At 62.2% G+C, this 24,721-nt stretch carries 20 protein-coding genes and 1 pseudogene; 6 read left to right on the top strand and 15 right to left on the bottom strand.

Annotation, left to right across the window (positions count from 1 at the left end; genetic code table 11):
* The first annotated feature begins 37 nt into the window (after positions 1 to 37).
* Together WCE37_RS01010 and WCE37_RS01005 are read left to right on the top strand one after the other, a co-directional pair.
* The gene (locus WCE37_RS01010; protein WP_343277738.1) at positions 38 to 409 is read left to right on the top strand and encodes a hypothetical protein; all 372 of its coding nucleotides are present in this window, start codon (positions 38 to 40) and stop codon (positions 407 to 409) included.
* A 1,152-nt stretch (positions 410 to 1,561) separates the two neighbouring features.
* Complete coding sequence (locus WCE37_RS01005; protein WP_343277737.1) at positions 1,562 to 2,542, top strand: restriction endonuclease; 981 nt, start codon at positions 1,562 to 1,564, stop codon at positions 2,540 to 2,542.
* Between the two features lie 143 nt (positions 2,543 to 2,685).
* On the opposite strand, the gene WCE37_RS01000 is transcribed toward WCE37_RS01005, so the two are convergent.
* The 6 genes and pseudogenes from WCE37_RS01000 to WCE37_RS00975 form a co-directional block, all read right to left on the bottom strand.
* Entirely contained in the window at positions 2,686 to 3,309 is a 624-nt protein-coding gene (locus tag WCE37_RS01000) for a hypothetical protein (protein ID WP_343277736.1), read from the bottom strand.
* A 298-nt stretch (positions 3,310 to 3,607) separates the two neighbouring features.
* Complete coding sequence (locus WCE37_RS00995; protein WP_343277735.1) at positions 3,608 to 4,486, bottom strand: hypothetical protein; 879 nt, start codon at positions 4,484 to 4,486, stop codon at positions 3,608 to 3,610.
* A 466-nt stretch (positions 4,487 to 4,952) separates the two neighbouring features.
* Positions 4,953 to 5,304, bottom strand: a pseudogene (locus WCE37_RS00990) (transposase); the annotation flags it as partial.
* A 595-nt stretch (positions 5,305 to 5,899) separates the two neighbouring features.
* Positions 5,900 to 6,940, bottom strand: coding sequence for a CorA family divalent cation transporter (locus WCE37_RS00985; protein WP_343277734.1), 1,041 nt, complete (start codon positions 6,938 to 6,940; stop codon positions 5,900 to 5,902).
* An 8-nt stretch (positions 6,941 to 6,948) separates the two neighbouring features.
* On the bottom strand, positions 6,949 to 7,131 hold the full coding sequence (locus WCE37_RS00980; protein ID WP_343277733.1) for a hypothetical protein: 183 nt from the start codon (positions 7,129 to 7,131) through the stop codon (positions 6,949 to 6,951).
* Positions 7,132 to 7,141: 10 nt separating this feature from the next.
* Complete coding sequence (locus WCE37_RS00975; RefSeq protein ID WP_343277731.1) at positions 7,142 to 7,642, bottom strand: ferritin-like domain-containing protein; 501 nt, start codon at positions 7,640 to 7,642, stop codon at positions 7,142 to 7,144.
* A 159-nt stretch (positions 7,643 to 7,801) separates the two neighbouring features.
* Between WCE37_RS00975 and WCE37_RS00970 the strand changes: the two genes are divergently transcribed.
* The 3 genes from WCE37_RS00970 (at position 7,802) to WCE37_RS00960 (ending at position 9,869) form a co-directional block, all read left to right on the top strand.
* A complete protein-coding gene (locus WCE37_RS00970; protein ID WP_343277730.1) occupies positions 7,802 to 9,211 on the top strand; it encodes a trehalose-6-phosphate synthase in 1,410 nt (469 codons plus the stop codon).
* Positions 9,212 to 9,322: 111 nt separating this feature from the next.
* The gene (locus WCE37_RS00965; protein ID WP_343277729.1) at positions 9,323 to 9,622 is read left to right on the top strand and encodes a hypothetical protein; all 300 of its coding nucleotides are present in this window, start codon (positions 9,323 to 9,325) and stop codon (positions 9,620 to 9,622) included.
* Between the two features lie 4 nt (positions 9,623 to 9,626).
* On the top strand, positions 9,627 to 9,869 hold the full coding sequence (locus WCE37_RS00960) for a hypothetical protein (RefSeq protein ID WP_343277728.1): 243 nt from the start codon (positions 9,627 to 9,629) through the stop codon (positions 9,867 to 9,869).
* 350 nt (positions 9,870 to 10,219) lie between these two features.
* Here the strand turns inward: WCE37_RS00960 and WCE37_RS00955 are convergent, their stop codons facing one another.
* Positions 10,220 to 10,798 (bottom strand): hypothetical protein, encoded by a 579-nt coding sequence (locus tag WCE37_RS00955; RefSeq protein WP_343277727.1) that lies wholly within the window; start codon positions 10,796 to 10,798, stop codon positions 10,220 to 10,222.
* 130 nt (positions 10,799 to 10,928) lie between these two features.
* Here WCE37_RS00955 and WCE37_RS00950 point away from each other — a divergent pair, with 130 nt between their 5' ends.
* A complete protein-coding gene (locus tag WCE37_RS00950) occupies positions 10,929 to 12,617 on the top strand; it encodes an AarF/UbiB family protein (RefSeq protein ID WP_343277726.1) in 1,689 nt (562 codons plus the stop codon).
* Between the two features lie 60 nt (positions 12,618 to 12,677).
* Here WCE37_RS00950 and WCE37_RS00945 read toward each other — a convergent pair whose 3' ends face one another.
* The 8 genes from WCE37_RS00945 to WCE37_RS00910 form a co-directional block, all read right to left on the bottom strand.
* A complete protein-coding gene (locus WCE37_RS00945) occupies positions 12,678 to 13,103 on the bottom strand; it encodes a type IV pilin protein (protein ID WP_343277725.1) in 426 nt (141 codons plus the stop codon).
* Between the two features lie 8 nt (positions 13,104 to 13,111).
* Positions 13,112 to 16,972: a PilC/PilY family type IV pilus protein gene (locus tag WCE37_RS00940; RefSeq protein WP_343277724.1), complete on the bottom strand. Its 3,861-nt coding sequence runs from the start codon at positions 16,970 to 16,972 to the stop codon at positions 13,112 to 13,114.
* Between the two features lie 11 nt (positions 16,973 to 16,983).
* Positions 16,984 to 17,496: a PilX N-terminal domain-containing pilus assembly protein gene (locus WCE37_RS00935; protein ID WP_343277723.1), complete on the bottom strand. Its 513-nt coding sequence runs from the start codon at positions 17,494 to 17,496 to the stop codon at positions 16,984 to 16,986.
* 4 nt (positions 17,497 to 17,500) lie between these two features.
* Positions 17,501 to 18,682, bottom strand: a complete 1,182-nt coding sequence (locus WCE37_RS00930; RefSeq protein WP_343277722.1) for a PilW family protein — start codon at positions 18,680 to 18,682, stop codon at positions 17,501 to 17,503.
* A gap of 8 nt (positions 18,683 to 18,690) precedes the next feature.
* Positions 18,691 to 19,185 (bottom strand): type IV pilus modification protein PilV, encoded by a 495-nt coding sequence (gene pilV, locus WCE37_RS00925; protein ID WP_343277721.1) that lies wholly within the window; start codon positions 19,183 to 19,185, stop codon positions 18,691 to 18,693.
* The gene (locus tag WCE37_RS00920; RefSeq protein ID WP_343277720.1) at positions 19,182 to 19,748 is read right to left on the bottom strand and encodes a GspH/FimT family pseudopilin; all 567 of its coding nucleotides are present in this window, start codon (positions 19,746 to 19,748) and stop codon (positions 19,182 to 19,184) included. Before WCE37_RS00920 ends, pilV begins: the two co-directional genes overlap by 4 nt.
* A gap of 164 nt (positions 19,749 to 19,912) precedes the next feature.
* Positions 19,913 to 21,304, bottom strand: coding sequence for a nucleotide 5'-monophosphate nucleosidase PpnN (ppnN, locus tag WCE37_RS00915; protein WP_343277719.1), 1,392 nt, complete (start codon positions 21,302 to 21,304; stop codon positions 19,913 to 19,915).
* 147 nt (positions 21,305 to 21,451) lie between these two features.
* Positions 21,452 to 24,712 (bottom strand): carboxypeptidase regulatory-like domain-containing protein, encoded by a 3,261-nt coding sequence (locus tag WCE37_RS00910; protein ID WP_343277718.1) that lies wholly within the window; start codon positions 24,710 to 24,712, stop codon positions 21,452 to 21,454.
* Between the last annotated feature and the right edge of the window lie 9 nt (positions 24,713 to 24,721).

The raw sequence follows: 24,721 nt of genomic DNA, 5'->3' as shown, positions 1-24,721 counted from the left end.
GGGCCGACATCACTGCCTCTTGAACCCGAAGCCCGAGGTGGAATCCCAGCTCAATGACCGAGGCAACACCGGGCTCGATTGCAGCTGCCCTATCTACGAAGTCTTGCATCACAACTTGCTGGAGCGGCTCTCTGACACCGGCACGAGACCCGCCGGAGATTCCGAGCGCGTCATTTGTCGTGTGCGGGTGGCGAAGAAGTTCGCCCCTTCCGGATTTGCGCAAAAGATACCTGACGTGCGCCATCAGGTTTCGAGCAGCCTTTACTCCGTTTCCGTCTTCCAAATAGTCCGTGACCAGTGCGATGAGATGGCGAGTGCGTACCTGTCGAAGGTCAGACAGGTGGAGACGAGCAAATACGGCTACGGCACGGCGCGACGCGCAGTACCTCGCCTTTCGCGTAAGGAATGACCCCTCCTTACGCGCAAGAATGGAATGGACTTGCTGCATCAGAGAATGGTTTGGGGTGTTGGCCACGGCTAATCCTCTTCGGTATGACGCCACCACAGCGGTTCTCACGTCGAGCGTGACGGAGAACCCCGGCGGTGGCGCCTGGCGGTTTGGGTTAGCTCGGTGCGGCGACTCTGTGTGTCCTTGGACGAACACAGATCCTGGAATGACCAGCGAGGCCTGGCCCCTTTTGCAGGGGGCAACCGGAGATCTCCGAATGATGATTCAGATGAATGGAGTCGACCGACTCAGATGATTCGGATGATCTGACGAGGAGGCTCGTCGTTTGAAGCCGTGTGCCGGTGGAAAGGCGCGTCGACACGGACAGCGACATAAATGACCCATACGCCCGCTTGAGGCGCAGCGATCAACTTGACTGTGATGAGATCGATGAGTGACGGGTAACGGTCGTCTACCGTGGCTTTCGCCTAATTAAGGATATTCATACCACGTCCACGTGCCGTGTCAACGGGGAAACATAAAAAAACAACCGCGTCATTCTTGGAAATTCGCCGAAAACGTAATGTGCAGAATGGCTTACACATGATTTCACTCCGCGTCACTCTGAAGTGACTCCTTGCAAGCACTTGATACGACGGGAGCAGCGCCGGCCAGGGCGAAGATTAGGTGTTGCGTCCGAGGAGATTCACACCGCAAGACTGACGATCGCGGACTCTTCGTCGCAGCAAAAGCGAGATTCGTCGGCGCGTAAGGGACTGATTACTTTCGAGAAATCTACGGATCCAAGCACGCCGTGGCGAGATTCTCTTCGAACCCGTCTGCCGGCCTGTGCACGGGGAGAATCTCGCTTTCTTCGTTCTCGCCATCACCTCCGACTCGGCTAACGTGTTGACGCGCAATGGGTTCTTGATGCGTCGTAGCCAGCCAGAATCTCGCCTTTGCAAAATCGCCCACGACTTCGGGCGATTCAGCCCAGCGCGGGTCCCTAGAAGACATATCGGCGCGTGCCACCCGTCAGCTGGCACTGCCAGTCGAAGGCCGGGGCCACAGGCCTGCGCAGCGGAACCAGCCGCTGCGAGGATCTGTTCTCGGGCAGCCGGGCTAGCATGAAGATTGGACCTTGGGGGAGATGGGACCGTGGAAAGGATGTGGATGGTTCGCGGCGATGGTGGCCGCCTTTACGAGGATTTTCGGGAAAAGCAAGCCGTCGCAGTGGGCTGGACTCAGTTGGCAGAGCAGGTCAAGCCGGGCATGAGCAGGGAAGCACTCAAGGATCTATACCGGAAGATCGATCCGTCAGCGTCGGATGGTGCCGTGACATCTGGCGCATCGCAGGTATGGCGATTCGTCAACGAGGTTCGCGACGGCGACCACGTCCTGACCTACTCACCCGCGAATCGTACGTACCTCTTGGGGACGGTTACGGGGGCCGCAGTCCATCGCCCCGATTGGCAGGACCTCGGGATGTCCTTGGCGAGGACTGTGGAGTGGACTTCCGAACTGCCACGCGATGCCTTGAGCGTTACGACGAAGAACACCCTGGGATCGACGCTGACCGTCTTTCTCTTGACCCAGTCGGCAGCCGCGGAAATGCAGGCGCTGGCGTCAGGGGAGACTGTACCGGACCCGAGCTCGGAGACCGGCCAAGACGCTGATCTGATCGATCCACTAGCCGACATCGAATCGTTAGCCATGGAGCGCATCAAGGACTCTGTGAGCGGCCTGGACTGGAGCGACATGCAGGATCTGGTCGCGGGGATTCTTCGAGCCATGGGCTACAAGACCCAAGTCACCCCTGCCGGACCGGATCGCGGAAAGGACATCATTGCCTCACCGGACGGATTCGGCTTCGAGAATCCCCGGATCGTGGTGGAGGTCAAGCACCGGTCCGGCGCGATGGGCAGCCAAGCCATTCGCAGCTTCCTCGGAGGTCGACATCGTGATGACCGAGGCCTCTACGTGAGCACCGGTGGCTTCAGCAAGGACGCTTTCTACGAGGCGGACCGAGCCCAGGTTCCTCTTACCCTGTGGACGCTGGACAACCTGGTCAGGGCATTGGTTGAGCACTACGACCAGACCGATGCCGAGACAAAGCGAATTATTCCTCTACGGCGGATGTACTGGCCGGCGTAGGTCACCCGGGCACGTCCTCGACCACTTGCGGGCTCTACATTGCAGTGAAGCGGATCGCCGCCCTATCGCGGGCGATATCCAAGGGCACACGCTTCAGACCGCCCAATGCCACGCGGCGAGGATTAGCCGCGGAACTAGCGACCTCAAGACACTGCACTTTCGGTCACTAGCGCTGCGCCCACCCCTGCACTAGATTTACCAAAATCCCCCGGCCCGCCGTACTTCAGTCCCATTTTTCGATTCCCAAAGAACCCCCTTAGTCGGTCCAAGTCATCCCCGACCTCTTCATCATCTAGACCAATCGAAACAATCATCAACTTCGGCAATTTGACTGTTTTTGAGCGAAACCATTCACGAACGCTCTCTTGAATAAGGCCGCACTGCGCCTCCGTAGAGCGAACCGGCCAAACCCTCGTCGCATTGACTCGAATCAGATCATCCAGCTCAGACTTTCCGATACCGCACGCGAGCAAGACATCGATCGCATCCGGCCGATCAGTCTTGCGATTTTCATCAAACGCGAGCGCTACTGCAAGTGATTGGTACTGCGCATACTCAAGAGCGATCGAAGAGGCGATACGATTTTGGCCGACTGCTCTTATGCAGACATCCTGGACAGTCTGGACGAACAACTCCAAAAGAAGCGCTGGAGGGAACACTCCACTCCATTGCCTGGGTGAAGCCACGGCTGGAGATACTAGAACAAGCAACTTATCTCTCGACTCAGCGCTGCAGGCATTCTCAGCCCACCAGTCGAAAATTTCCATGTCGCAATCTCCATCCCGCATATTTGTTGAATACTGGAGGACCATCACGGAGCCCCGTTCAGCACATACAGTCCTCAAGATATCCGGAAGCGCATTTTTGATCGCCCTGGCCGCATCGACGCCCCAATCCGTCAACAAATGCACATCGATGAAATTTCGTTGCGCATCATCTAATAGCACGGACGCTCTGTTACAAACGAAGCGAATGAAACCATCAGTTGAGTCAACAACACAAATACCGTCTCTCCTTGTTCGCTTAATAATCCGAGAACTCGACATCTCCCGCCCCCTTTGATCGCTAATGCTCACTTGGAAAATCAATAGTTCTAAGTAAAGCCTCCCGCCCCGGAATCAAACCGTGCACCTTCTCCGATAAATTGAGAAGAGTTGAAATGTCGCTCTTGAACTGTCCTGGGGCGCGCTCCAGAATGCCGTCCAGCCGAGAAACAGCTTGCACCACACTATCCTCGTACGCCGAAACAGCGAAAATAGCTCCCTCATACTGCAGCTCGCTAGCAGTCACTTCAAAAGCAACCAATCCACGCATGACAGGTACACCTTTTAATTCGACCAAGGTATCCCTCAAGCTTGGAAAAAATCCCTCCATTATTTCTCGCCGATCTATGGAGTCCTGTTCAATTAGTTTCCTGAGCTTTGAGCATTGCTGACCCAATATCCACTTCAAAGCCCATATGCGAATGAACGCCTCATAGAACGGATGATCTTGTATAAGCTGTCGCTTGGTAAGCTCAAATTGCGCGCGCGAGATCGCCAATGAAACTTGCGCCAGATAGATAGCATAGAGGGCCCCGGAGATTGCCAAGGGCACTCCAAACAAGACAGCCAAGAGACCTACATACGACTCAGCGTTGAAAAGTCCAGAATCGCCAGCCTGATTCATCGTAAAGTTTGCGCCCTGCAGCGCGTCATAGAGCCAGCGAGAGCCAAGCAACAATACCGCGACCAGAAATGTTACAACCAAGGTACCAGAAGCGAACACCAGCAAATGCCACTTCGCTTGGGATCCGTAGATACCAAAATCGCTAACCTTTAGAATAAATTTTCTGCACGCATACGCCGATACAATGCTCAGCAGCAGTAACGCTGTAAAAATTATCCATACATGCATTGCCCCTTCCCCCATTACTTGGCCAGCCCAGTTATCTTTGTATGCCAACGGCGGCGTTCGTCCACGCTGGCGTCGAGGTAGAGGCGAGTCCTAACGCAGCACACGAGCATCTTAATTTGATACATGACAGGCCCATAGGCAATAGCTCGCAGCCCACTCCGACGGTGCGGAAGGCACCTCTACTAGGCCGGCCTGAATTTTAATAGGCTATCACTGCCCCGCCTGCGCATGGCGCCGCTCTAACTCTACCGGCGTGACGTCGACGCCACCATGGGAGCCGTGTCGCCCAACCAGGTTCTAGAACATTTCGATGTAATCGAACACGTCGGAGCCAGGGGCGGCCGAGTCGGGTTGATGCGCCGCTTGATCCGCTCTTTTCTTCAGTACGTTGAAGACGTTTTTGCCCACCACATTGTTGTGGCTCTACCCGCGACGGTTCATGCTCGGCATGAGCCGTCCAGGCGCATTATTGAGTTGATCTCTAGGACAGTGGCTGGCGATCGCTTGCGGCACCGATCAGCCGTTCGCGATTCTTGCTGAACACCGTTGGCACCCACCACGTCACCCATCGACAAGCCGATGAGCCAGCGAAACAGCAGGTTGTACTGCATCTGCTCCATCAACTGGCGCTCGGATCGGATGCTGTAGAACACCTGCAGCGGCATCGCCCGCACCAGCTTCTCCGGTGCAATGCTTGGCCGACCGCGCTTGTAACTGGGTTCGTACATGCTCGAACAGACCGTCCAGCCGCTGCAGCGCCTCGTTGACCATCGCGCGCACCGGGCGCAATGTGTGGTCGGTTGGATGAACTCGTCCAGCCGCTTGACCATGGACAACTGCTCGCTAAAAACGTCTGCACCGCGCATCGAAAATCTACTTCTGGGGTGACGGGAGTAGTCAATCGGGCTGAGGTGTTTCAGCAGCCTACTAGGGTCGCAAGTGCCTCGCCCAAGTATGCAGATCGGCTACGCGCCAACGCGAACATCGTCGCCCAAGCCGAACAGGTCGAGGGAACCTAGCCTCGCGAATCATGGCGTAAATCTGTGATCTGCCTAAGCCGACTAGACGACAGACATCGCTGAGCGGAATCAAGAGACGGTCGTCCACCGGATCTTTGTTGCTGCGAGTGTTGTGTGTAGGGGATTGCTGTGTGTCCATGGTGAACAGACTAGCGCGAGCCATTGCAGGGCTTCCGGCGAAACGACCTGTAAATGATGGGCGAATCGCCCTGTTCGCTCGAATTGCGTTACGATTTCGGCCACAGCGAAGCGCTACGGGGGCGCGCACGGCGCGCGGAACGCCAGCCAATTTCTGCAGGAGTAGATTTGTGAGTAGCATGATTCAACCAGCGGAATATTTCATAGCCGAATCATGAACTTACGCAAACAATTCTGCGCCAACTTCGGGCGCCAGAAAATCCAGGAGGCCTGCGGAGCAATCCGCAGGCCTTTTTTTCGTCCGCTAGAACCAGCCCCGCGAACGCGCCAGCGCCACCGAGCCGCCGCCAAACACCAGCATCGCTCCCACGGCAATCAGGAAACCGGCATTGCCGGCATCGAAAAAGCCGGCCTTGAAGTTCATGCCCAGCACTCCGGCCACCGTGGCCAGGAGGCCTGTGATCACGGTGACGAAGGTCAATACGCGCATCGAGCGGTCGGTGCGCAGCGCGGTCTGGCTGCTGAACAGCTCGAAGCTGCCGATGACCAGGCTGCGCGCGTTTTCCACCATGTCCATGGCGCGCTCGAAGCGGGTGTCCAGCGCCGCGAAGTGCCGGTCCGATTCCGGGCGCTCGTCGTGGCGGAAATCCGGACGCGACAGCGCCGCGAACACGGCGCGGTGCGGGGCCAGCATCCGGCGCAAGCGCGAGGCCGCCTGCCGCAGCTGGCGCAGTTGGGGCAGGCAGCTGCCTGCGTCCTCGGCCAGGATGGTCTGCTCCAGCGCATCCACCCCGGCCTCGAACGTGCTCACGGCGTCGAAGTAGGTCGACAGCTGCCAGTCCAGCAGCGCGGCCACGAAGCTGTCCGCGCCGAGTCGCCCGATATGCGAGGCCGCGGCTTCGCGGCTCATGAGGTCGTCTATGAAACCGATGTCGCGCCCGTGCACGCTCACGACGATGTTGTCGCCAGCCACCAGCACCAGCGGCGCGCCCTCGACGCCGGCCAATCCGTCATCGACCACGGCGATCGCGCAAACCATGAAATGGCTGCCGAAGCGCTCCAGCCGCGGTCCAGACTCCTGTGCCAGGCAGTCCGGCATGTCCTCGGGCAGTCCGCACCTGGCCCAGACCCGCCGCAGCGTGTCCTTGTCCGCGCGCACCAGGTCGACCCACAGCAGCGCGTCGCGGTCCGGGCAGACCGATCCAAGCTCTTCGCAGGCGAGTTCGCGAACGCTGGAATCGGACAGGAACAGCCTGGCGCGACACGACGTCTCGGCGGGGCCTGCCCCGGTGTGGCGCACACGCGTCGCTGCTGGCCGCAGCGGTGCCTCGCGCTGAGTGGACATGGGCGGCGCTATTTCTTGCGCTGGTCGCCGCGATCGCCGTGGCCGGACTCTACTTCGGTCTCCGCCTTCCTGGCCCGATCCTGCTTCAGCGACCGGCCCACGTCGTCCTGTTCGTCGAACCGCCCCTTTTCGTCCCGGCGCACATAGCGGCTGTCGCCTTCGTTTGGTGTGATGAGTTCGCGCTTGGTCATCTGTGCAGCCTCAGGCAGCCTGGGACGCGGCGCGCTGGTTGCCACCGCCTTCCGCGATCATTGTCAACTTCTCGTCGGTCGCCTTCTCTTCGTCCAGCGTCTCCTGCAGGAGCGGCAGCGCCTTCTTGTAACCAAGCTGCCTCGCAAGTGCGCAGAGCGTGCCGTACGCGGCGATCTCGTAATGTTCGACCTTCTGTGCGCCGCCGATCAGGGCCGCATCGCGCAGCGGCCCTGCATCCACGGTTTCGATCACGTCCTTGCCCTCTTCCACCAGTCCTTCCATCGCCGCGCACTTGATCCGCTTGAGCCGGATGTCCAGGAGCTCGACCACCTGGTCGATACGCTCGATCTGGCCCCGGGTCTCTTCGAGGTGTGTTTCGAAAGCCGTGGACAGTTGCTCCGATGAGGCGGCCTTCGCCAGGCGCGGCAGCGCCTTTGTCAGCTGCTTTTCCGCGCTGTAGATGTCTGAAAGCTCATGCACGAACAGCTCTTCCATCGTCTTGACAGCCATTGTGTTTACTCCGGCTTGGGGGGAGGGCCAAGGCTCGCAAAGGGCACGCTAAGCCTGGGTGAACTCCCGGTGGTCGGACAGCCGGAGGCCAAATGGCTTCATTCACGCCGCCTATCCATCAGCACGCTACCGTCGAAGACCCGACTTCCTTCGCTGCAGATGTCGCGCCTTGTCATCGTTTCCAACCGCGTCGCCGTACCTGGACAGTCGCGTTCCGGTGGGCTCGTGGTTGCGCTGGACGGCGCCCTGCGCGCCACCGGTGGCGTCTGGTTCGGCTGGAGCGGCAAGGCGAGCCGCGACGGCACCCGCGGGCTGAATTCGACCAGCGAAGGCAACGTCGACTACGTGACCATGGACCTCACCGAGGCCGACGTCGCCGGTTATTACGACGGCTTTTCCAATCGCACGCTCTGGCCCGCGCTGCACTACCGCCTCGACCTGGTCGAATACAGCCGCGAGACCCACGTCGCCTACCGCCAGGTCAACGCGCAGTTCGCCGAGCGCCTGGCCGCACTGTTGAGGCCGGACGACCGGGTCTGGATACATGACTACCACCTGCTGCCGCTGGCCGGCGAGCTGCGTGCGCGGGGCGTGGGGAATCCGCTGGCGCTGTTCCTGCACGTGCCGTTTCCGCCGTCGGACCTCGCGCGCGCACTGCCCAACCACGACAGCGTCTTCGGTGCGATGTCCGCCTTCGACCTGGTGGGCTTCCAGACCCGCCGCGACTGCGAGAACTTCGATGCCTACCTGCGCGATGCCGCGGAGGCCGGTGAACACGTGTCCGGCCGACGCGATCGCAGGCCGCTCACGCGTGCGTTTCCGATCAGCATCGACGAAGGCGAATTCGCACGGGCGGCGGCGCGCGCGCGCGGTTCCGCCGGCCTGCGTGGCCTGCGCGACAGCCTGGGCGGCAGCGCGCTGGCGATCGGCGTCGACCGGCTGGACTATTCCAAGGGACTGGCCGAGAAGTTCCAGGCCTTCGGCGAGTTCCTGCGCCGCCACCCGGCCAACGCCGGCGGCCTGACCCTGCTGCAGGTCGCGCCGCTCTCGCGCAGCGGCGTGCGCAGCTATCGCGAACTGCGGCGCGAGCTCGAGCAAATCGCGGGCCACATCAACGGCGAGCACGCCAATCCTCAATGGACGCCGATCCGCTACGTAAACCGCAACCTCGGCCGCCAGACGCTGGCGGGGTTCTTTTCCGCCTCGCGCCTGGGCCTGGTCACGCCGCTGCGCGATGGCATGAACCTGGTGGCCAAGGAGTACGTTGCCGCGCAGGATCCGGACGACCCCGGCGTCTTGCTGCTGTCGCGCTTCGCCGGCGCCGCGGAGCAGCTGGGCGGCGCGCTGCTGGTCAATCCCTACGACATCGGCGGTGTCGCCAATGCGATCGCCGCGGCGCTGCGCCTGGACGTCGCGGAGCGGCGCGAGCGCCACCTGCAATCGCTGCGATCGCTGCAGGAAGAGGGTATCCACTGGTGGACGTCCAGCTTCCTGCAGGCGCTCGAATCCCGCGCGAACGGGGACGGCCCCGCTGCAGCGGCACGGGACGCGCCGCCGCGCCGGCCGTGACGCCGCGGGCCGTGACGCGGTGTTTCCACCGCCATTGCTATACACCAGCCATGGCGACCCCTGTCCAGCGCGCGGCTGGCTCGGCGCCTATCGACAGACAGGAGAAGAACGATGCCCGACAGGGACAGGCCGGAACGACCGACATCCAGCGGCTACGCCGAACGCGGGCCCGGGCGCGGGGATTACCCCGGCCGCGGCGAAGGTACGAGCAGAAAGCCACAGGCCGAAGAGGAAGCATCCGATCGCAGCCGCTGGCGCGATGCCGACCCGGACGAACGCAGCGAACGCTGGAGCGACACCGGCGACGATGCGCTTGACCCCGAGATCCCCGCACGCAATGAAGAGGGTGGCGCCGGAAGCGCCGGTCCTGCCGACACCGACCCCGCGGACCAGGACCGTGCAGACCATTGAGCTGATGAGTCGGCTGCACGCCCTCGATTCCGCACTGACCTCCTGCCAGCGGCAGGCGATCGCGGTGGGTGAACTCCGCGCCGTGTGGGAACTGCACTCGCGTGGCCTGGACGAGGTCGGTGGCAGCGATGGCGAATGGGTCGACGTCCTGCTGAGGAGAATGGCGAAGCGCCACGGCATCCTCGGACTGGTCAGCCTGCGTCCGCCTCCGCAGCCGGACGGCGGCGGGACACTGCCCGAAGCCTGATCGCGGACTGTGCGATCAACCCGGCGCGGCATCCGCCTGCGCCCCAGCCTGGTACTCGGCCACCTTCGCCTTCGCGGCGTCGCCGCGAGCACCGACTCGCATCGACGGCGTGGTCGTGCACGTCGGCGCCGGTGGGCACAGTGCGTGGCCCATGCACATCGTGGCTCGCAGCGTGCACGACATCGAGCATCGGATCGTCTGTGATTGCGCGCAGCGCGGCGATTCCGGCCGGACTGGCACCGCCGATGCGCCAGGACTGCCCAGCACGCCGGAGCGCATCCGACCATCGCGGCGACGCCGAGTTCCCCGAACCCCCGTGAACTCAGGCAACAGGTCGCGAGGCTGGATCCCTATTGCGGGTCGGGCAAGGTCCGGCCGTCCAGGCCCACCAGCGACCATTTTCCCCACTGGTCATCCACACCCGCACCGCTGGTGCGGTTCGCACCGGCATCGCCCGAATAACGATACAGCGGCTCGCCACCATAGGTCACATGGATGCGGCCTTCGCGCTCAAGGGTGCCAATCCGCGCCGACTCCACCCCGGCGGCTCCCGTGGGCTGCAGGTCGTGTGCCATCACCGGTGGCCAGACCTCCTCGCAGACCGCGTCGCACTTGCTGCCATCGGTATTGCCGGCCAGCACATAGACCGCACTGCCAGCGCCATCCACCAGATGCGAGGACGGCGAGCCCGACATCGCCAGGGTCGCATTCTCGTTGCCGGCGCCCGCCTGCATCCCGGAGCCCTGGTTCGGCGCAGGTGTCCCGGTGGGACGGCCCTGGTCCGCAGGCAGCGACTCCTGCGACATGCGCCCGTCCTCCGCCTGGCTTCGCGCCTCGCCCGCATCGGCGCGCATGTCGCTGCGATCATTGCAGCCCGCGAGGACCAGGGCGCCGACGCCCAACGCAAACAACATCGTATGGCGACTCATGGCGTGCCTCCGAAAGGGTAGGCGTCGACACTAGAACGCGTTCCGTAGGAGGTGCGTGAACAGGCCGCTGCGGCCCTCAGGCCACCTTGACATCGCCCCCGCTACCTTGGCCCCATTCAAGGAGGGGTCCATGGCCGGAAACAGCAGCATGGCGCGCGGCGCGCAGGTCTTGCGGTTCGTGTTGAAGCATCGCGGTGCCGGCCTGTTCGGCGGTGACGACGTGGACATCGCCGATCTGGACGCGGAGGTGGTGGCATTCAGCGACGACACCACCGGGCCGGAGGCGTTCGTCGACGACCTTGAGGCCCTGGGGCCGACATTCATCAAGATCGGCCAGTCGCTTTCAACCCGTCCGGACATGGTGCCTGCGCCCTATCTCGTCGCGCTGGAGCGCATGCAGGACGACGTCCAGCCGGTACCCGCAGCTGCGATCCGCGAACTGATCGAAGCCGAACTGGGCGTGCGCCTGGGCAAGCTGTTCCGCGAGTTCGACGACGTGCCGCTGGGCTCCGCCTCACTGGCGCAGGTACACCGTGCCGTGCTCAACGACGGCCGCGAGGTCGCGGTGAAAGTGCAGCGACCTGGCGTGGATCTCGAAATCCGATCCGACCTCGACACACTTGCCAGCATCGCGCGCCGCGCCGACGCCAGCACCCGCATCGGCCGCCGCCTGCGCTTCTCCGACTGGGTCGACGAATTCCGCAAGACCCTGCTGGCCGAACTCGACTACCACCTTGAAGCCGACAACCTCGAACGGTTCCGCGAACGCCTGGCCGACTACCCTGAACTGCTGGTGCCCGCCCCGCTGCGCGACCTGAGCACCCGCCGCGTGCTGACCATGGAACTGATCCGCGGCACCAAGGTCACCGCACTCAGCGGCCTTCGCCGCACCGAGCACGATTACGCAGCGCTCACCGCCGCACTGATGCGCGGCTACCTGGACCAGGTCTTCGTGCACGGCGAGATCCACGCCGACCCGCACCCCGGCAACATGCTGGTGACGGAAGACGAGCGGCTCGCGGTCTTCGACCTGGGCATGGTCGCGCACGTGCCCCCGAGGCAGCGCGAGCATCTGCTGAAGCTGCTGTTCTCGGCAATCGACGGGCGCGGTGAAGAGGTGGCGGACGAGACCATCGCGATGTCGATCCGGCTCGAAGACTTCGACGAAGTCCGCTACGTGCGCGAGGTGGGCCATCTGGTTGCGCGCTATGCGGCACACGGCAGCTCGCAGGCGCTGTCGGAAGGCCGGCTGATGATGGAGCTGGCGCGACTGAGCGTGGCCTGCGGACTGCGCTCGCCTCCCGAACTTCACATGCTGGGCAAGACCCTGCTGAACCTTGAAGGCGTGTGCAATGCGTTGACACCAGAGCTTGACGTCAAGCGCGTGGTGGAGGGGCACCTGCAGGCGCTGATGCGCCAGCGCGTGCGCCAGGCGTTCTCGCCGGCGCGTCTGGCCGGCGACGCGATCGAACTGCAGAACCTGCTGCAGGAAGCGCCACGCAAGCTGTCGAACATCCTGTCGCTGGTGTCGGAGAACAAGCTGCAGGTGCGGATGGTGGGGCTCCAGGAGTCCCGTCTGACGGAGAACCTGCAGAAGATCGCGAACCGGGTGGCGGCGGGGGTGATCGTGGCTGCGCTGATCCTGGCGAGTGCGATGTTGATGCGTGGGGATGTGGGCGGGCCGAGGTTGTTCGGCTATCCGGCGGTGGCGATGGGGATGTTTCTGTTGGCCTCGGCGCTGGGGTTCGGCATTGTGCTGAGTGTGCTGTTCAGTGACAGGCGACCGAAGGTGCGCGAGGAGCGTAGCCCCAGAGCGTGACATGTCGCCGGCTAGCGTCCATCCCTCAATTTCGCGCGTCGGCGAGACACAACCAACCAATCACCAGCAGTCCGCAAGCGTACCCGTCCCGTTCTCAGTTTTTTGACCGGTGTGGCTCAACGACAGAGTTCCGCAACGAGTGTCCTTCGTCTGGGTCCCCTCTGGAGTTGCCGAGAGAGTAAAGCTGTTCGCAGCCTCCACTTGCGTCAGGCTATAGGCGGCGGTTCCGCCTGTCCTCGGCGAGATACGGTGTGAAGTTGGCACCGTGGCCCAGAACCCAACATAGGAATTATTGCTGGTGTGAAAACGCTCGGCGCGCTGCGCCAGTTCTACGAGGTCCGACTTAACCTGAGCTCGTCTTGATTTGCGAACACTGTCGTTGTAGGCGGGGTAAGCGATAGCAGCGAGAATCGCTACTACCGCGACCACGATCATGAGTTCAATGAGCGTGAATCCTCGCTGGCGCATGGCTTTCCCCTTGTCCATGGAACTTGTCACTGCAGTTGACGCCAAGACTGACGGCCACAGGGATAGGGGAGATACATCTGCTGTGCACCAGCCGCGGTCACCATCATCCAGCAGCCTTGCTCGGGCGGGGCTGGCGGTGTGCCAGGCGGCGTTCCGCCGGGGCCGCCTGCAGGAGCCGTCGGCGGGCCCAACCGCGGAACCACGAACACGCCGACATCTTTGACAGGCGCGCTGCCACCGGTGTCAAGGGCCACTGCGCCAGTCCCTGCGGCCGGCGATTCACCTGTAGGCGAGCCGTAGCGGACGCTTGAGAGCCCCGGAGCGCCACTACGTGAGTTGAGGCCGAACAGCCAGTTGAAGCCTTGCGTGGAACAGCCAGTAGCAGCGGCCTGAGGTGCATATGTAGGCATGAAAACCATACCCGTAGCAATACGCGGGTAACCTACGAACCGCTCCCCTGCTGGCAGGTCGACGTACCATCCTCGTGCACCAACTGGAATCGCACCGGCGATCATCGTCCTTGTCGTGTCGTTCGTGGTGATGGAGTAACCGTGCAAGTTGCTGCGCGTCACTGTCGACGTCGTCGGTCCACGCTCGATATCGTTCACTGCGTAAAGAGACTGCGACTCATCCTCGCCTGGATCGTGGATGAAAGAGAAGCTGCCGGTACCGAAGTAGATGAGGACGCCCCCAGCGGGGCCAGTCGCTGCCGTAAGGCCGCCCGTAATCGGCTGACGGTACGTCGACGAACCCTCAGTGTGCGTGCGCGTCGTGAACAGCGGAACCGTTACATTGGCTGGCGTGGGCGCGCGGAGATCAAACTTCCAGAGGGCGCCGCGCTGGTCAGCGGCATAAACGGTATCTACCAAGCCATCCCGATATTGGCCCTTGATGCCACTTTCCGAAGAACCTCCCCAGCGGTCCAAAGCAACGATGTTGCCCAAGCCATTGCCGCCAGACGGCGCCGAGCCCTCGACGGCCTCAATCATTCGGATGCTGGGTGTACCCGACTTGATATCAACGACAAAAAGCACTGCCTTTCCGCTGGCGCTGTTGTAGCCGTTGCCGAAAATGGCCACCCATCGCGGTGTGTCACTAGCTGTGGTCTTGATCGGAACGATAACGGGCTTGCCTAGGACGTGTCCGATGTTGCTCTGCACATCAGCCGGCAAGCTGCTATCGAGGTCGCTGATCTCCCAAAGCTTGCCGTTGTTGGCGCCCGTGCCGAATTCGGACGGATCCGTCACCTCCAGCGCGAAGACACTACGTCCGCCCGCGCCAGCGCTGCCGACAAGTGCTGTCTTCCAACCGCCAAAATTTGCATCGGACACTGTGACCGGGCCGTCTACGTAGTAACGATGGTCGAACTTCTGGTCGTTGTCGTTGCTTGGGTCGTGCGGGAACAGCAGATTTCCCATGTGTCCAATCGCCGTGGCCGGAATATAGGCAAACTCTTCGCGTCCCCCGTTGGAGTCCATGATGCCATCCGCGCCCATGCCACCATCGAATGCATGCAGCATGCCGTCGTTGGCACCGACGTAAACCATATATCGGCCGTCGTTGCGCTTGTCAGCGAGATAGGTGGCGTAGGAGCTACCCAACAAACCGGGCAGCGATCCGTACCCGTAATCATCCAGTGGCGAGCTCACGACCGGGGTCGAGTTGACAATGTCTCCAAGCTTCGTGGACCTGTCACGAAGCATCCCACCGTTCCGCTTCTCCAAGCTGGCGTCGCCTAGCAAGTAGCTGATGCTTTGAGTCAAAGTCGTCCCAAGCGCTGTGATTTCCGCCTCCGTGCATCGCGAAATGCCGATGTAGTTTCCCGAAGGCTTGGTGCAGAGATTCGCAAGACTCACTGTGGAATCACTGAATTTCTGCATCGTGCCGTCAAGGTTGAAGAAGACATTCCTGGACCCCGGCAACGGCATCTCGTCGCTGGCTTCCCAGGCAAAGGTCAAGGTTGCGGCGCGAGTGGTCGGCTCGATGCTCACGGTTTGTGCCGTCAGCTCGCTGAACCAATCGGTTCCTTCGTTTCTCACTTCGTACCGCGGCGCAACGCTAAGCGAGCCGTCCCCAATTCGCGCGCCGGTGACCGCAAGACTTCCGGACGGCGTCGAGCCGGAGCTGACCGAGGAAAGGATGCGCCTCATTGCTGAAAGGATGTCGGCCGGCGTTCGCGCATTAACCAGCTCGCCACGGGTGTTCACCGTCGCGTGCCAGATATCGTCGATGGTGCTGCGGTTGTCGTTCTGGCGGGACGGCCAATTCTGGTAAATCGCCGGATCCGTGTAGGGTTGCTGATTGACCTCAGGATTGAAGAGGTTTCCGCGTCCTCCAAGCGTTATGCCATAGAAGTTGACGTGCAGGTTTTTCTGGCAATTCACCCGCGGATCATCACTGGGGCAGGCATCGGGAACTGGAACCTGCCCTTCCGCGAAACTGGTGTTCAATGGCGACGTTCCTTCGGCGTCATTTTTGTAAAAGCTGGTTGCGATATCCGCAAGCGTATTATCGTGGCCATCTGAAAACGGCACACCCATAAGGTTATCCACTCCACCAACAGCCGGCCCGTCGGAGTTGCTGTAACCGTCAGTGAAAAGCATCATGGCGTTCTTCTGACAGGCCAATTGCACCGGCGCTCCGTTGGCGGCCGAGGTCAGCGGATCCTTGCGCATGAATTGCCTTCCCGCCGCGTATACCGCCTGCCTATTGTAGGTGCTCCCCCAGTTGGGATTGGCGAGAATGTCATTGAACAGACTCGCCTTATGCGTGGCGTTTGCCATGTCACGCATTGAAACACGTTCATTGCCGGTACCCGTCCCAAGACCCGGGTTGTCGTAAGAGCCGTGCTGATTGATGCGAAAGTAACCGATCCGCATGTTGTTGATCTCAAGCAGCGATCGCGTGAGCCCCGCAACTAGCGAACGATGACGATTACCATAGTACGAGAACCAGTTGGCGAAGTTTTGCAGCGCTTCAGTATCGGTCTGGCGGATCGTGTAACGCCACATGTCGCAGTCAGGGCCGCACGCGTTATATGCCCGCACGCGTGGGACGGACTCATACCCGACCGGAACCTCATCCGAACTCAGATAAAAAACAGCAAGGCGGTGTTTGATGAAGATGTTGCACTGCGCGGTCATGGAGTGGTCGCTGGATAGCGTGCGCCAAGTGCTGCTGCCAACCAGACCGCCGCAGTTACTCGTACCCGGGAATCTGTACTCTGTACCTTCCGGCAACACCATACCGGTGTAAGCACTAAAGCGATCCGACAACTGGCCGGAGCTATCGGCAACCTCTCTGCCGTCATGCAGCTCGGTCAAGTTAACTGCTCCCAAACCCGAGCCGTTGGGCCTGGGGTCGATCCGCGTCGCAGTCAGAGAAGCGCTCCCGAAACTCGTACCGTCGCTGTTGACCCACGGCAAGTAGGTCACGGTCGGATCGAAATAGGCCGGATTGAAGTCGGAAGACCTCGCGAAACCCATTGTGTCAACGGGGGGAATGCCGCGCCAACTGTTGCTCTCCCCATTACGGGGCGAAGACCCATACGAGAAGGCGTACCCGCAGACACCACCGTTGTCCGTGGACGCTCTGAGCTGTCCCTTATTCGTGCCCGACGTATGGAAGAAACTCCAAGCGGGAGTACCCGTGTCACGACTCCAGCAGCCTTTGCCGTCCGCGCCGGGAAACTGGTTGTGATAAGTCATCGAGCCAGAATCGTCGATCGCCATGACGAATGCGGGGGGGACCTGCACCTGCGTGTTCAGTGGCGCTTGCGCCAACACGCCCTGCCCTTGGGCAGCAAATAGTCCATAAAGGAAGTAGCCGCCACCGAATAGTGTGGCGACGACGGCGATGGAAGCCAGACTGGTACGGCGCAATGCCATGGTGGCGGCCCTCAGAGCTTGAACACAGTATCGACCACGGCCGAGGACGTGGGGTTGTCCTCGTCGTCCGCGGCGTAGGAGGTGATCTGGTAGATCGGGAATGGATTCGCGTCCTTGGGGCCGCCCTCGTCCAGCGGCGCTTCGCCCTCGACACACTCATCAATCTGTCGGATGTTGGTCGCCGGCACCGCGGTGAAGCTCTGGGTCTCGCCCCAGGCCACGGGATCGAAGCCGTCGTCGCATCGCCCAAAGTCCAGCGGATCAATGACCGTGCAGACGCCCGGAGAAGTTCTGTTTACGAACTCCTCAATCCCGCACTCCGTATTCCGGACGACGCCTTCAACGTTCTGGAACGCGACGTTTGCCGCTAGGTAGTTGGCCGCCATGCGCTCCTGCATACCGGTGACCTGCATGCCCACCACACCGATGAGAGCCATGATCACGAGCATGATCAACGCGATATAAAGCACCGCGCCCTCTTGGCGGTGCCGCTCGATGAAGTCGCCGCGCGTAAGGGGGGGCATATCGTCAGTTCCCGAAAAGTCGGTTGCGCAGCGCCACCGTGGCTTCGTAGCTCGCCCGATAACGTGCATCGTTGTTTGCCCCCGGGATGAATTCGACGCCGAGCACGCGTTGGCGTGCCGCTCCTTCCGCAGCTTGTGCAGCGGAGGCGCGATTGGGGCTGCGTGCCAGCAGGCCTACCTGCACCAAGCCCACGCGTCGCCATTGTGTTACGCGCTGCGCTGGGGTTCCCGAGCGGACAACTTCAGCGGTGTTCTGCACAGTGATGTTGCCGCGAGGTGGCGACGCCGAGGTGATATTCACAACCTCGTCCTGCCCGAACAGCAACTGCATGCTTTCGATGCCTTCCACAAGCTCTTCACGATTTGCGGCGGGATAGGCTCCAGCGCCATCTGCCCGCGCACGCCAGAGCGCCGGCTCGCCCGCGGAGTTCATCGCCACGTAGTACACGATCGATTCCGCGCGATACAGAGTGGCCAAGCCGTTCGGCGCAGGCACGTATCGCCCTTCGAACGAATAATTCGCGGGTGTGGAAACGGTGGTACCCCCCCCCGTGGCGCCAGGAAAAACATCGGCGTGGTTGCAGTCCGTGACACCAAACATCACCGGTGCCGGTACACCGCCGTTGGTTAATGCTCCGAACCTGGAAGCATCCACTGTGAGTGTCTCGCCACTTCCGGCAGTCGCGATGCCTGTGACAGGCGCACCTTCGTTGTAGAGATAGCGCAGGACGAGGACATCACTACCTCGGGCCGGATCCAGCGCCGCGACCTCGGCAGGCATGCCGGCAGGAATCGCCCATGACCCGCCAATCGTCAACGATTGCCCTGGTCCAGTGCCGGGGGCTTCGTAGCCTTCGACCGAAACCGTGAAGTCAAGCGGGTGGCCCGCACCGGGAGTGATTGTTCCGGCGCCTCCGAAGTGCTGCCGCGGGTCGCCCTCGTTTTTGACGAAATGCGCCTGATCATTGACACAGCCGAAATGTCCCGCCATCCGAATGTCACGCTGGAGGAAGTCGATCGCAAAGCGCGCGTTTTCCTGCGTGCGTGCCAAGCCCTCGGACAGCTGGTAGGCCGATCGCGAAGCACTGAATACTTGGACCAGCCCCAGAATCAACAGACTACTGATGGCCAACGCCACCATGATCTCGATCAGTGAAAGACCGCGCGCGTAGCGAATGGTCGACATCGGCCTACTCACAGTCTTGTAATGAGTTCAAAAGTGGTGGTCGCCTCTGGATCTTCCTCGTCCCACCGCTGATCTCCCCACGAAATAGCCACGTTGACCACCCCAGCGTTATAGCCCACGTTCGCGCTCGCGCTTTCTCCAAGCAACTGTACGACTTGGCATTGCCAACGCTCGATGCTATCGGCGATCGCAACGGTTCCCACTGGCCTGGAGCAGTCCCCCGCAATGATATCGCCCGCATTGAAACCGGCGCCGCTGGAGCCGCTGTACCAGGCTGCTTGGAATCGATTCGCGCGCATTTGGTCGAGAAGGTCATACGCGAGGTTCGTGGCTTGGGTGCGATAGTTCGCGCTTTGGGCATAGCGCAGACTCATCGTCTGCAGCAGCGCGAACCCCAGTAGGCCGAGCGCGAGCACGATGATCGCCACCAACACTTCAATCATGCTGAAGCCATGCTGGCGCGCCCTACTGCGGGCGCTATCGATCGCGGGTGCGGTAATCACGAACAAGTCTCCTTGCGAACCCGGCCCTGGCCGCTGGCGTTAAGCGCTATAACACGGCGCAATTCCGAACCGCTGCTGCAATCTTCCGGCTGCAAAGTAATGGTCCGCGTATCGCCGATCAGGCGGCCACGGCGGTCGAAGCGAATCAGGTTTTCCTCCGCGACACCACCAGTGCCCCCGGCCTTATTCTTGATCTGAACCTTTGCGAGGCCTTCCTCGTATCGCACGACGCGATCGTCGGTGACAAGCGGCGTGGCCGACGGAGCATCGAAGGCCCCGTTTCCATTCTGATCGATCCAGATCATCCAACCATCGTTCCAGCTAGTACCGTTGCAAACTGCACCATTGCTCGTAGTACAGATCGCAGCGCCCCCTGAGCTCCGGATCGCCTCCATTCTTGTAAGTGCCAAGGAGGCCATAAGCTGGTTGCTCGCAGTTGCAATCCGATTTGAGCGCATGGTGGCCTCGAAACTAGGAAATGCAATTGCCAGCAAAATTGCCGCGATGGCAACTGCGACCATCAGCTCGATCATGCTGAAACCTGAAACCCGGTTGCGCCCCATGCTTCCCCCGTTGCCACTTTGCGGCAATCCACTCAATCGTACCCTCACCGCTCAAGGGTGCACTCCTCATCCGGACGAGCGGTCGAATCATGACCTTGAGCGTCCGCCTCAGCGATCAGTGTCGCCCCCGACGTGACACTGACGCGATGATCCGCGCCCTTCCCTCAGGTCACCACCTCATAACAAGGCCGATACTCCCCACTGATCTTCATCCGCCTCTGCACCACAAACGCCCTCAACAGCGCATCCAGCGACTCCATCATGTCCTTGTCGCCATGGATCTGGAACGGCCCGAACGCCTCGATCCGGCGCATCCCATCCTCCTTCACATTCCCCGCCACGATCCCCGAGAACGCCCGCCGCAGGTCCGCCGCCAGCTCATGCGGCTTCCGCCCGTGGTGCAGGTCCAACCCCGCCATCGCCTCGTGCGTCGGCACGAAGGGCTGCTGGAACGGCAGCGGGATGTCCAGGCCCCAGTTGAAGTAGAACGAGTCCTTGTGCTCGATCCGCGCCTCGCGCACGCGCTTGACGCCCGCCGCCATCCGCCGCGCCACGGCCTGCGGATCGCCAACGATGATCTCGTAGCGTTCGGTCGCGGCCTCGCCCAGGGTCAGCCGGATGAACCTGTCGATCTGCTCGAAGTACGGCGCGGACGCCACCGGGCCGGTCAGGATCAGCGGGAACGGCAGCTCTGCGTTCTCTTCGCGCAACAGCAGGCCCAGCAGGTACAGGATTTCCTCGGCCGTACCCACGCCGCCCGGGAACACGATGATGCCGTGGCCGACGCGGACGAAGGCTTCGAGGCGCTTCTCGATGTCCGGCATGATCACCAGCTGGTTGACGATCGGGTTCGGACTCTCGGCGGCGATGATGCCGGGCTCGGTGATGCCGATGTAGCGCGGGCGGCGCTGGCGCTGCTTGGCGTGGGCGATGTTGGCGCCCTTCATCGGGCCCTTCATGGCGCCGGGGCCGCAGCCGGTGCAGATGTCCAGGCCGCGCAGGCCAAGCTCGTAGCCCACCAGCTTGGTGTACTCGTACTCGACGCGGTTGATGGAGTGCCCGCCCCAGCACACCACCAGCTTGGGCTCGACGGGAAACAGCAGGCGGGCGTTGCGCAGCTGGCCGAACACGGCGTCTGTGATGCCGGCCGACGACTCGAGGTCGGCGGCGTTTTCGGGGCCAAGCTCGATGGCCATATAGGCCAGGTCGCGCACGGTGGCGAACAGAAGTTCGGCCACGCCGCGGATGATCTGGCCGTCAACGAAGGCCATGGCGGGGGCGGCGACCAGTTCGATCCGCAGGCCGCGGTCCTGCTGCAGCACCTGGATGTCGAAGTCGGGGTACATCTCCTGCGCGGCGCGCGGGTCGTCGTTGGCGCTGCCGCTGGTCAGCACGGCCAGCGCGCAGCGGCGCAGCAGGTCGTGCAGGCCACCGGAGGAGGCGTCCTTGAGCCGGGCCACTTCCTCGCGCGACAGCACGTCCAGGCCGCCACGCGGGTAGATGCGGGCGTCGACGGTGGGGAGGGTGGTGGTTTCGGGCGTTGTTGCCTGGGTCATCTGTGTTCTCTTCTTCTTGTTGTCGTCGTCGTTTTCGGTGTCGACTCTAGCGCACGCGGGTCGGCCTGCGGAAACGCCGGCGTGGCCGCAAACGGAAACGGCCGGGGCATGCCCCGGCCGTTCCGTGTGTCGCGTTTCAGGCGTGGATCAGAACTTGTAGCGGAAGCCCACCTGGAGCGCCCAGCGCGACTGGCCCTTGTCGTCGTACAGACCCGGCTGCCACGCACCGTCGAAGTCGTAGATGTACTTGCCGGTCTCGGGGTTGATGCCCTGGAAGTACACCGCGCGCAGGTCGCTGAAGGGCGACTGCTCTTCGATCCGGCCCCAGTCCTTGTTGATCAGGTTGCCGATGTTCATGACGTCCAGCCAGATCTCCGACTTGTGGCCACTCACGAAGCCCGGCAGTTCCTGGCTGACGCGGATGTCAAAGGTGTTGACCCAGCTGTTGCGGCTGCTGTTGCGGCCGGCGTTGCCACCCTGGACCGCGTTCAGCTCTGGCACCGTGGCAAGCCAATGGAAGAACGCGTCCTCCATCTCGGCACCGCCCACGAACTCGACGTCGCCGTACCCGTTCGGCACGTACAGCAGGTCGTTGGTGTAGCCGTCACCGTTCATGTCATTCATGAAGCGCCAGCTGTGGGGACGACCGGCGCGGCCTTCGTACACCGCGCTCACGGTGGTGTTGTAATCGCCGAACAGCGCCTTCTGCCAGGTCAGGGTGCCGATGAAGCGGTCGCGGATCTCGTAGTTCGAGGTCGAGGCCACGTCTTCGTTCGGGTTGAAGATCGCACGGCCGTTCCAGTTCGAGATGGCGCGCGAGGACGTCAGCGGGCTCACTTCGGTGGAATCGGTGAAGGTATAGGCCAGCGACCATGCCCAGTCGTTGATCAGCGGCTTGCTCAGGCTGAAGGTGTACTGCTGGCTGCGGCCTTCGTCGGTGTTCTTCATCAGGATCACGCCATCGTTGTGCCAACCGCTGACGTTCTCGTAGCCCGGCAGGGTGTCGGCGATCGCGCCGATGCCGATGTTGCCGTTGCCACGGCGGCCCGAGGCGGTGGCCGGATCGGCCCAGAAGATCTGACGGCCGTCCTGGCCGGTCGCGGTCGGGCTGCCGAGATCGAGGCGCTCGAAGTGCAGGCCGTCATTGACCTTGGTGTACAGCACCTCGGCCGAGGCCACGATGCCGTGCCACGGCAGCTCGTGGTCGAACGCGAGGTTGGCCTTCCACACCGACGGCTGCTTGATGTTGTCCTCCATCAGGTTGACCAGCATGTCGTAGCCGGCCGCCGGGCTCGGGGTGGTCGGGTTGTCCGGATCGGGGTTGAAGGGCAGGCCCGCCCACACCGCCGCGCGCTCGGCATCGCTGAGGCCATCCACGATCTGGTTGTAACCGATCAGGCCGAAGCCGCTGTTCTGGTAGGAGTTGCCGACCCACACGTTGGCCGCCGCGCCCTGGAACAGGCCCAGGCCGCCACGCAGCTGCGTCGGACGCTCGCTGTCGAAGGTGTAGTTGAAGCCGAAGCGCGGCTGCCACAGCGCTTCATCCAGGACCTTGCGGTTGTCGAGACCGTAGACCTCCTGGACCAGCAGGTTGTGGTCGGCGACGTCGTCGAGGTCGGGGATGTCGACGCGCAGGCCGAACGTCAGGGTCAGGTTGTAGTTGACCGCCCAGGTGTCCTGCACGAACACACCGAGATTGGCGTGCTCGTAGTTCATCGCCACGCTGTCGAGGTTGCGACCGGGGACCGGTGCGTTGAGGCGGTATTCCCAGTAGTTGCCCTGGCGGAAGTTCTCGAGGCCGGCGAACGTGTAGGCGCCCCAGATGTTCTGCGCGTACATGTTGTAGACGTCGTTGCGCTCGTAGTCGAAACCGAACTTCAGCGTGTGGTCGCCGGCATACAGGGTACCCGCGGCGAACACGTTGTCGGTGGTGGTCTCGACGTTGTTGCCGTGGCGGAACTCGTCGGTACCGAAGTTCAGGAACGGGCCACGCTGCTTGGCGTCGTCTTCGGGGTCGGAATTCACGCTGACCTGCATCTCGGGCAGGCGCGCATACACCCCGCTCAGCGAGTCGTAGTTGCGACGTGAAATCTTGAACTCGGTGGAGAAGTTGTCGCTCCAGTCGCTGAAGAGCTGCAGGACGGTGGAGTCGAAGGTCTTGTTGATGTCGTACCACTGGCTGTTGAGGCTCAGCGCGTTGTTGCCCGAACCGGTGGCGACAGGGTCGACCTGCTCGGTCTCGGAGTAGCGCAGCGAAAGGCGATGGTTGTCGCTGATGTTCCAGTCGAGCTTGACGGCCTTCTCTTCAAGCTCCTGCTTGATGCCGTCGATCTGCGCCAGGCTGCCGATGTCGATGCCGTACACGTCGCGGCCGATCTGCTGGACTTCGGTGATCCAGTTCGGGTCGATGTTGACGATGTTCGACGCGCCCGAGCCGATCGGGCCGTAGGAGGAAGCCGGCGAATTGCGGGTGAACTTCTCGTAGTTGGCGAAGAAGAACAGGCGGTCCTTGACGATCGGGCCGCCGAAGGTCATGCCGTAGGTCTCTTCGTCCTCGAAGCCGTTGAACGGCGAGCCGTTCTCGTTGTCACGCACCCAGTCCTGGTCGCGGGTGACGTAGTAGACCGAGCCGCTGAAGTTGTTGGTGCCCGACTTGGTCACCGCGTCGATCACCGCGCCGGTCGCGCCGGTGATGGTGACGTCGTAGTTCGACAGGTCGACGTTGATCGCCTCGATGGCGTCCATCGACACCGGCTGGCGGATCAGCGGGAAGTTGCTGGCCTCGAGGCCGAAGGTGTCGCTGGTGTTGACGCCGTCGATGCGGATGGCGTTGAAGCGCGGGTTCTGACCAGCGGCGCTGATCTCGCCACGGCCCTTGTCGGACTGGGCAATGCGCGGGTCGAGGCGCACGAAATCCTGCAGGTTGCGCGATATGGTCGGGAGGACCTCGATCTGCTCCTGCGACAGGTTGGTGCCGGCACCCATCTTGGTCGCGCTGAAAACGTCGGAACCGGTGAAAACGCCGGTGGCGACCACAGTGCCCAGGGTAGTCACGTCGCCGCGCAGCACCGCGTCGACGGTGTTGGCCTGGTTGAGCGTCAGGAAGACGCCATCTTCGGTGGTGGTGCCTTCGCCGGGCTTGGTGATCATGACCTCGTACGGACCACCAACGCGCAGGCCGCGCGCGTTGTAGCGACCGCTGGCGTCGGTGGTGGAGCGGCTGACGGTTCCCGATTCCAGGTGCCTGATGACGACCTCGGCGCCAGCCACTGGCTGTCCGCCGCTGCCGGTCACCTGGCCGCCGATGCCTGCGGAGGTTGTGCTCTGGGCGAAGACTGGTGCGACGGCAAGCGCGGCGATCAGGCCGAGCGAAAGTTTCGACACACGGAAGACGTTGCGACGGGTCATGGCTGGACT

The organism is Luteimonas sp. MJ250 (assembly GCF_039548455.1).
Classification (GTDB): Bacteria; Pseudomonadota; Gammaproteobacteria; order Xanthomonadales; family Xanthomonadaceae; genus Luteimonas.
The sequence above is the reverse complement of the archived record's forward strand: the minus strand, read 5'-3'. Positions and strand labels throughout refer to the sequence as shown.

Bases quoted from the DNA above. Each gene is read 5' to 3' on its own strand.
- WCE37_RS00960 (WP_343277728.1), top strand. From the start codon at position 9,627: ATGAGTCGGCTGCACGCCCTCGATTCCGCACTGACCTCCTGCCAGCGG.
- WCE37_RS00920 (WP_343277720.1), bottom strand. From the start codon at position 19,748: ATGGGGCGCAACCGGGTTTCAGGTTTCAGCATGATCGAGCTGATGGTC.
- WCE37_RS00945 (WP_343277725.1), bottom strand. From the start codon at position 13,103: ATGGACAAGGGGAAAGCCATGCGCCAGCGAGGATTCACGCTCATTGAA.
- WCE37_RS00955 (WP_343277727.1), bottom strand. From the start codon at position 10,798: ATGAGTCGCCATACGATGTTGTTTGCGTTGGGCGTCGGCGCCCTGGTC.
- WCE37_RS00970 (WP_343277730.1), top strand. From the start codon at position 7,802: ATGTCGCGCCTTGTCATCGTTTCCAACCGCGTCGCCGTACCTGGACAG.
- WCE37_RS00980 (WP_343277733.1), bottom strand. From the start codon at position 7,131: ATGACCAAGCGCGAACTCATCACACCAAACGAAGGCGACAGCCGCTAT.
- WCE37_RS00985 (WP_343277734.1), bottom strand. From the start codon at position 6,940: ATGTCCACTCAGCGCGAGGCACCGCTGCGGCCAGCAGCGACGCGTGTG.
- WCE37_RS00950 (WP_343277726.1), top strand. From the start codon at position 10,929: ATGGCCGGAAACAGCAGCATGGCGCGCGGCGCGCAGGTCTTGCGGTTC.
- WCE37_RS00975 (WP_343277731.1), bottom strand. From the start codon at position 7,642: ATGGCTGTCAAGACGATGGAAGAGCTGTTCGTGCATGAGCTTTCAGAC.
- WCE37_RS00965 (WP_343277729.1), top strand. From the start codon at position 9,323: ATGCCCGACAGGGACAGGCCGGAACGACCGACATCCAGCGGCTACGCC.
- WCE37_RS01005 (WP_343277737.1), top strand. From the start codon at position 1,562: ATGGTTCGCGGCGATGGTGGCCGCCTTTACGAGGATTTTCGGGAAAAG.
- WCE37_RS01000 (WP_343277736.1), bottom strand. From the start codon at position 3,309: ATGGAAATTTTCGACTGGTGGGCTGAGAATGCCTGCAGCGCTGAGTCG.
- ppnN (WP_343277719.1), bottom strand. From the start codon at position 21,304: ATGACCCAGGCAACAACGCCCGAAACCACCACCCTCCCCACCGTCGAC.
- WCE37_RS00935 (WP_343277723.1), bottom strand. From the start codon at position 17,496: ATGCCCCCCCTTACGCGCGGCGACTTCATCGAGCGGCACCGCCAAGAG.
- WCE37_RS00940 (WP_343277724.1), bottom strand. From the start codon at position 16,972: ATGGCATTGCGCCGTACCAGTCTGGCTTCCATCGCCGTCGTCGCCACA.
- WCE37_RS00910 (WP_343277718.1), bottom strand. From the start codon at position 24,712: ATGACCCGTCGCAACGTCTTCCGTGTGTCGAAACTTTCGCTCGGCCTG.
- WCE37_RS00930 (WP_343277722.1), bottom strand. From the start codon at position 18,682: ATGTCGACCATTCGCTACGCGCGCGGTCTTTCACTGATCGAGATCATG.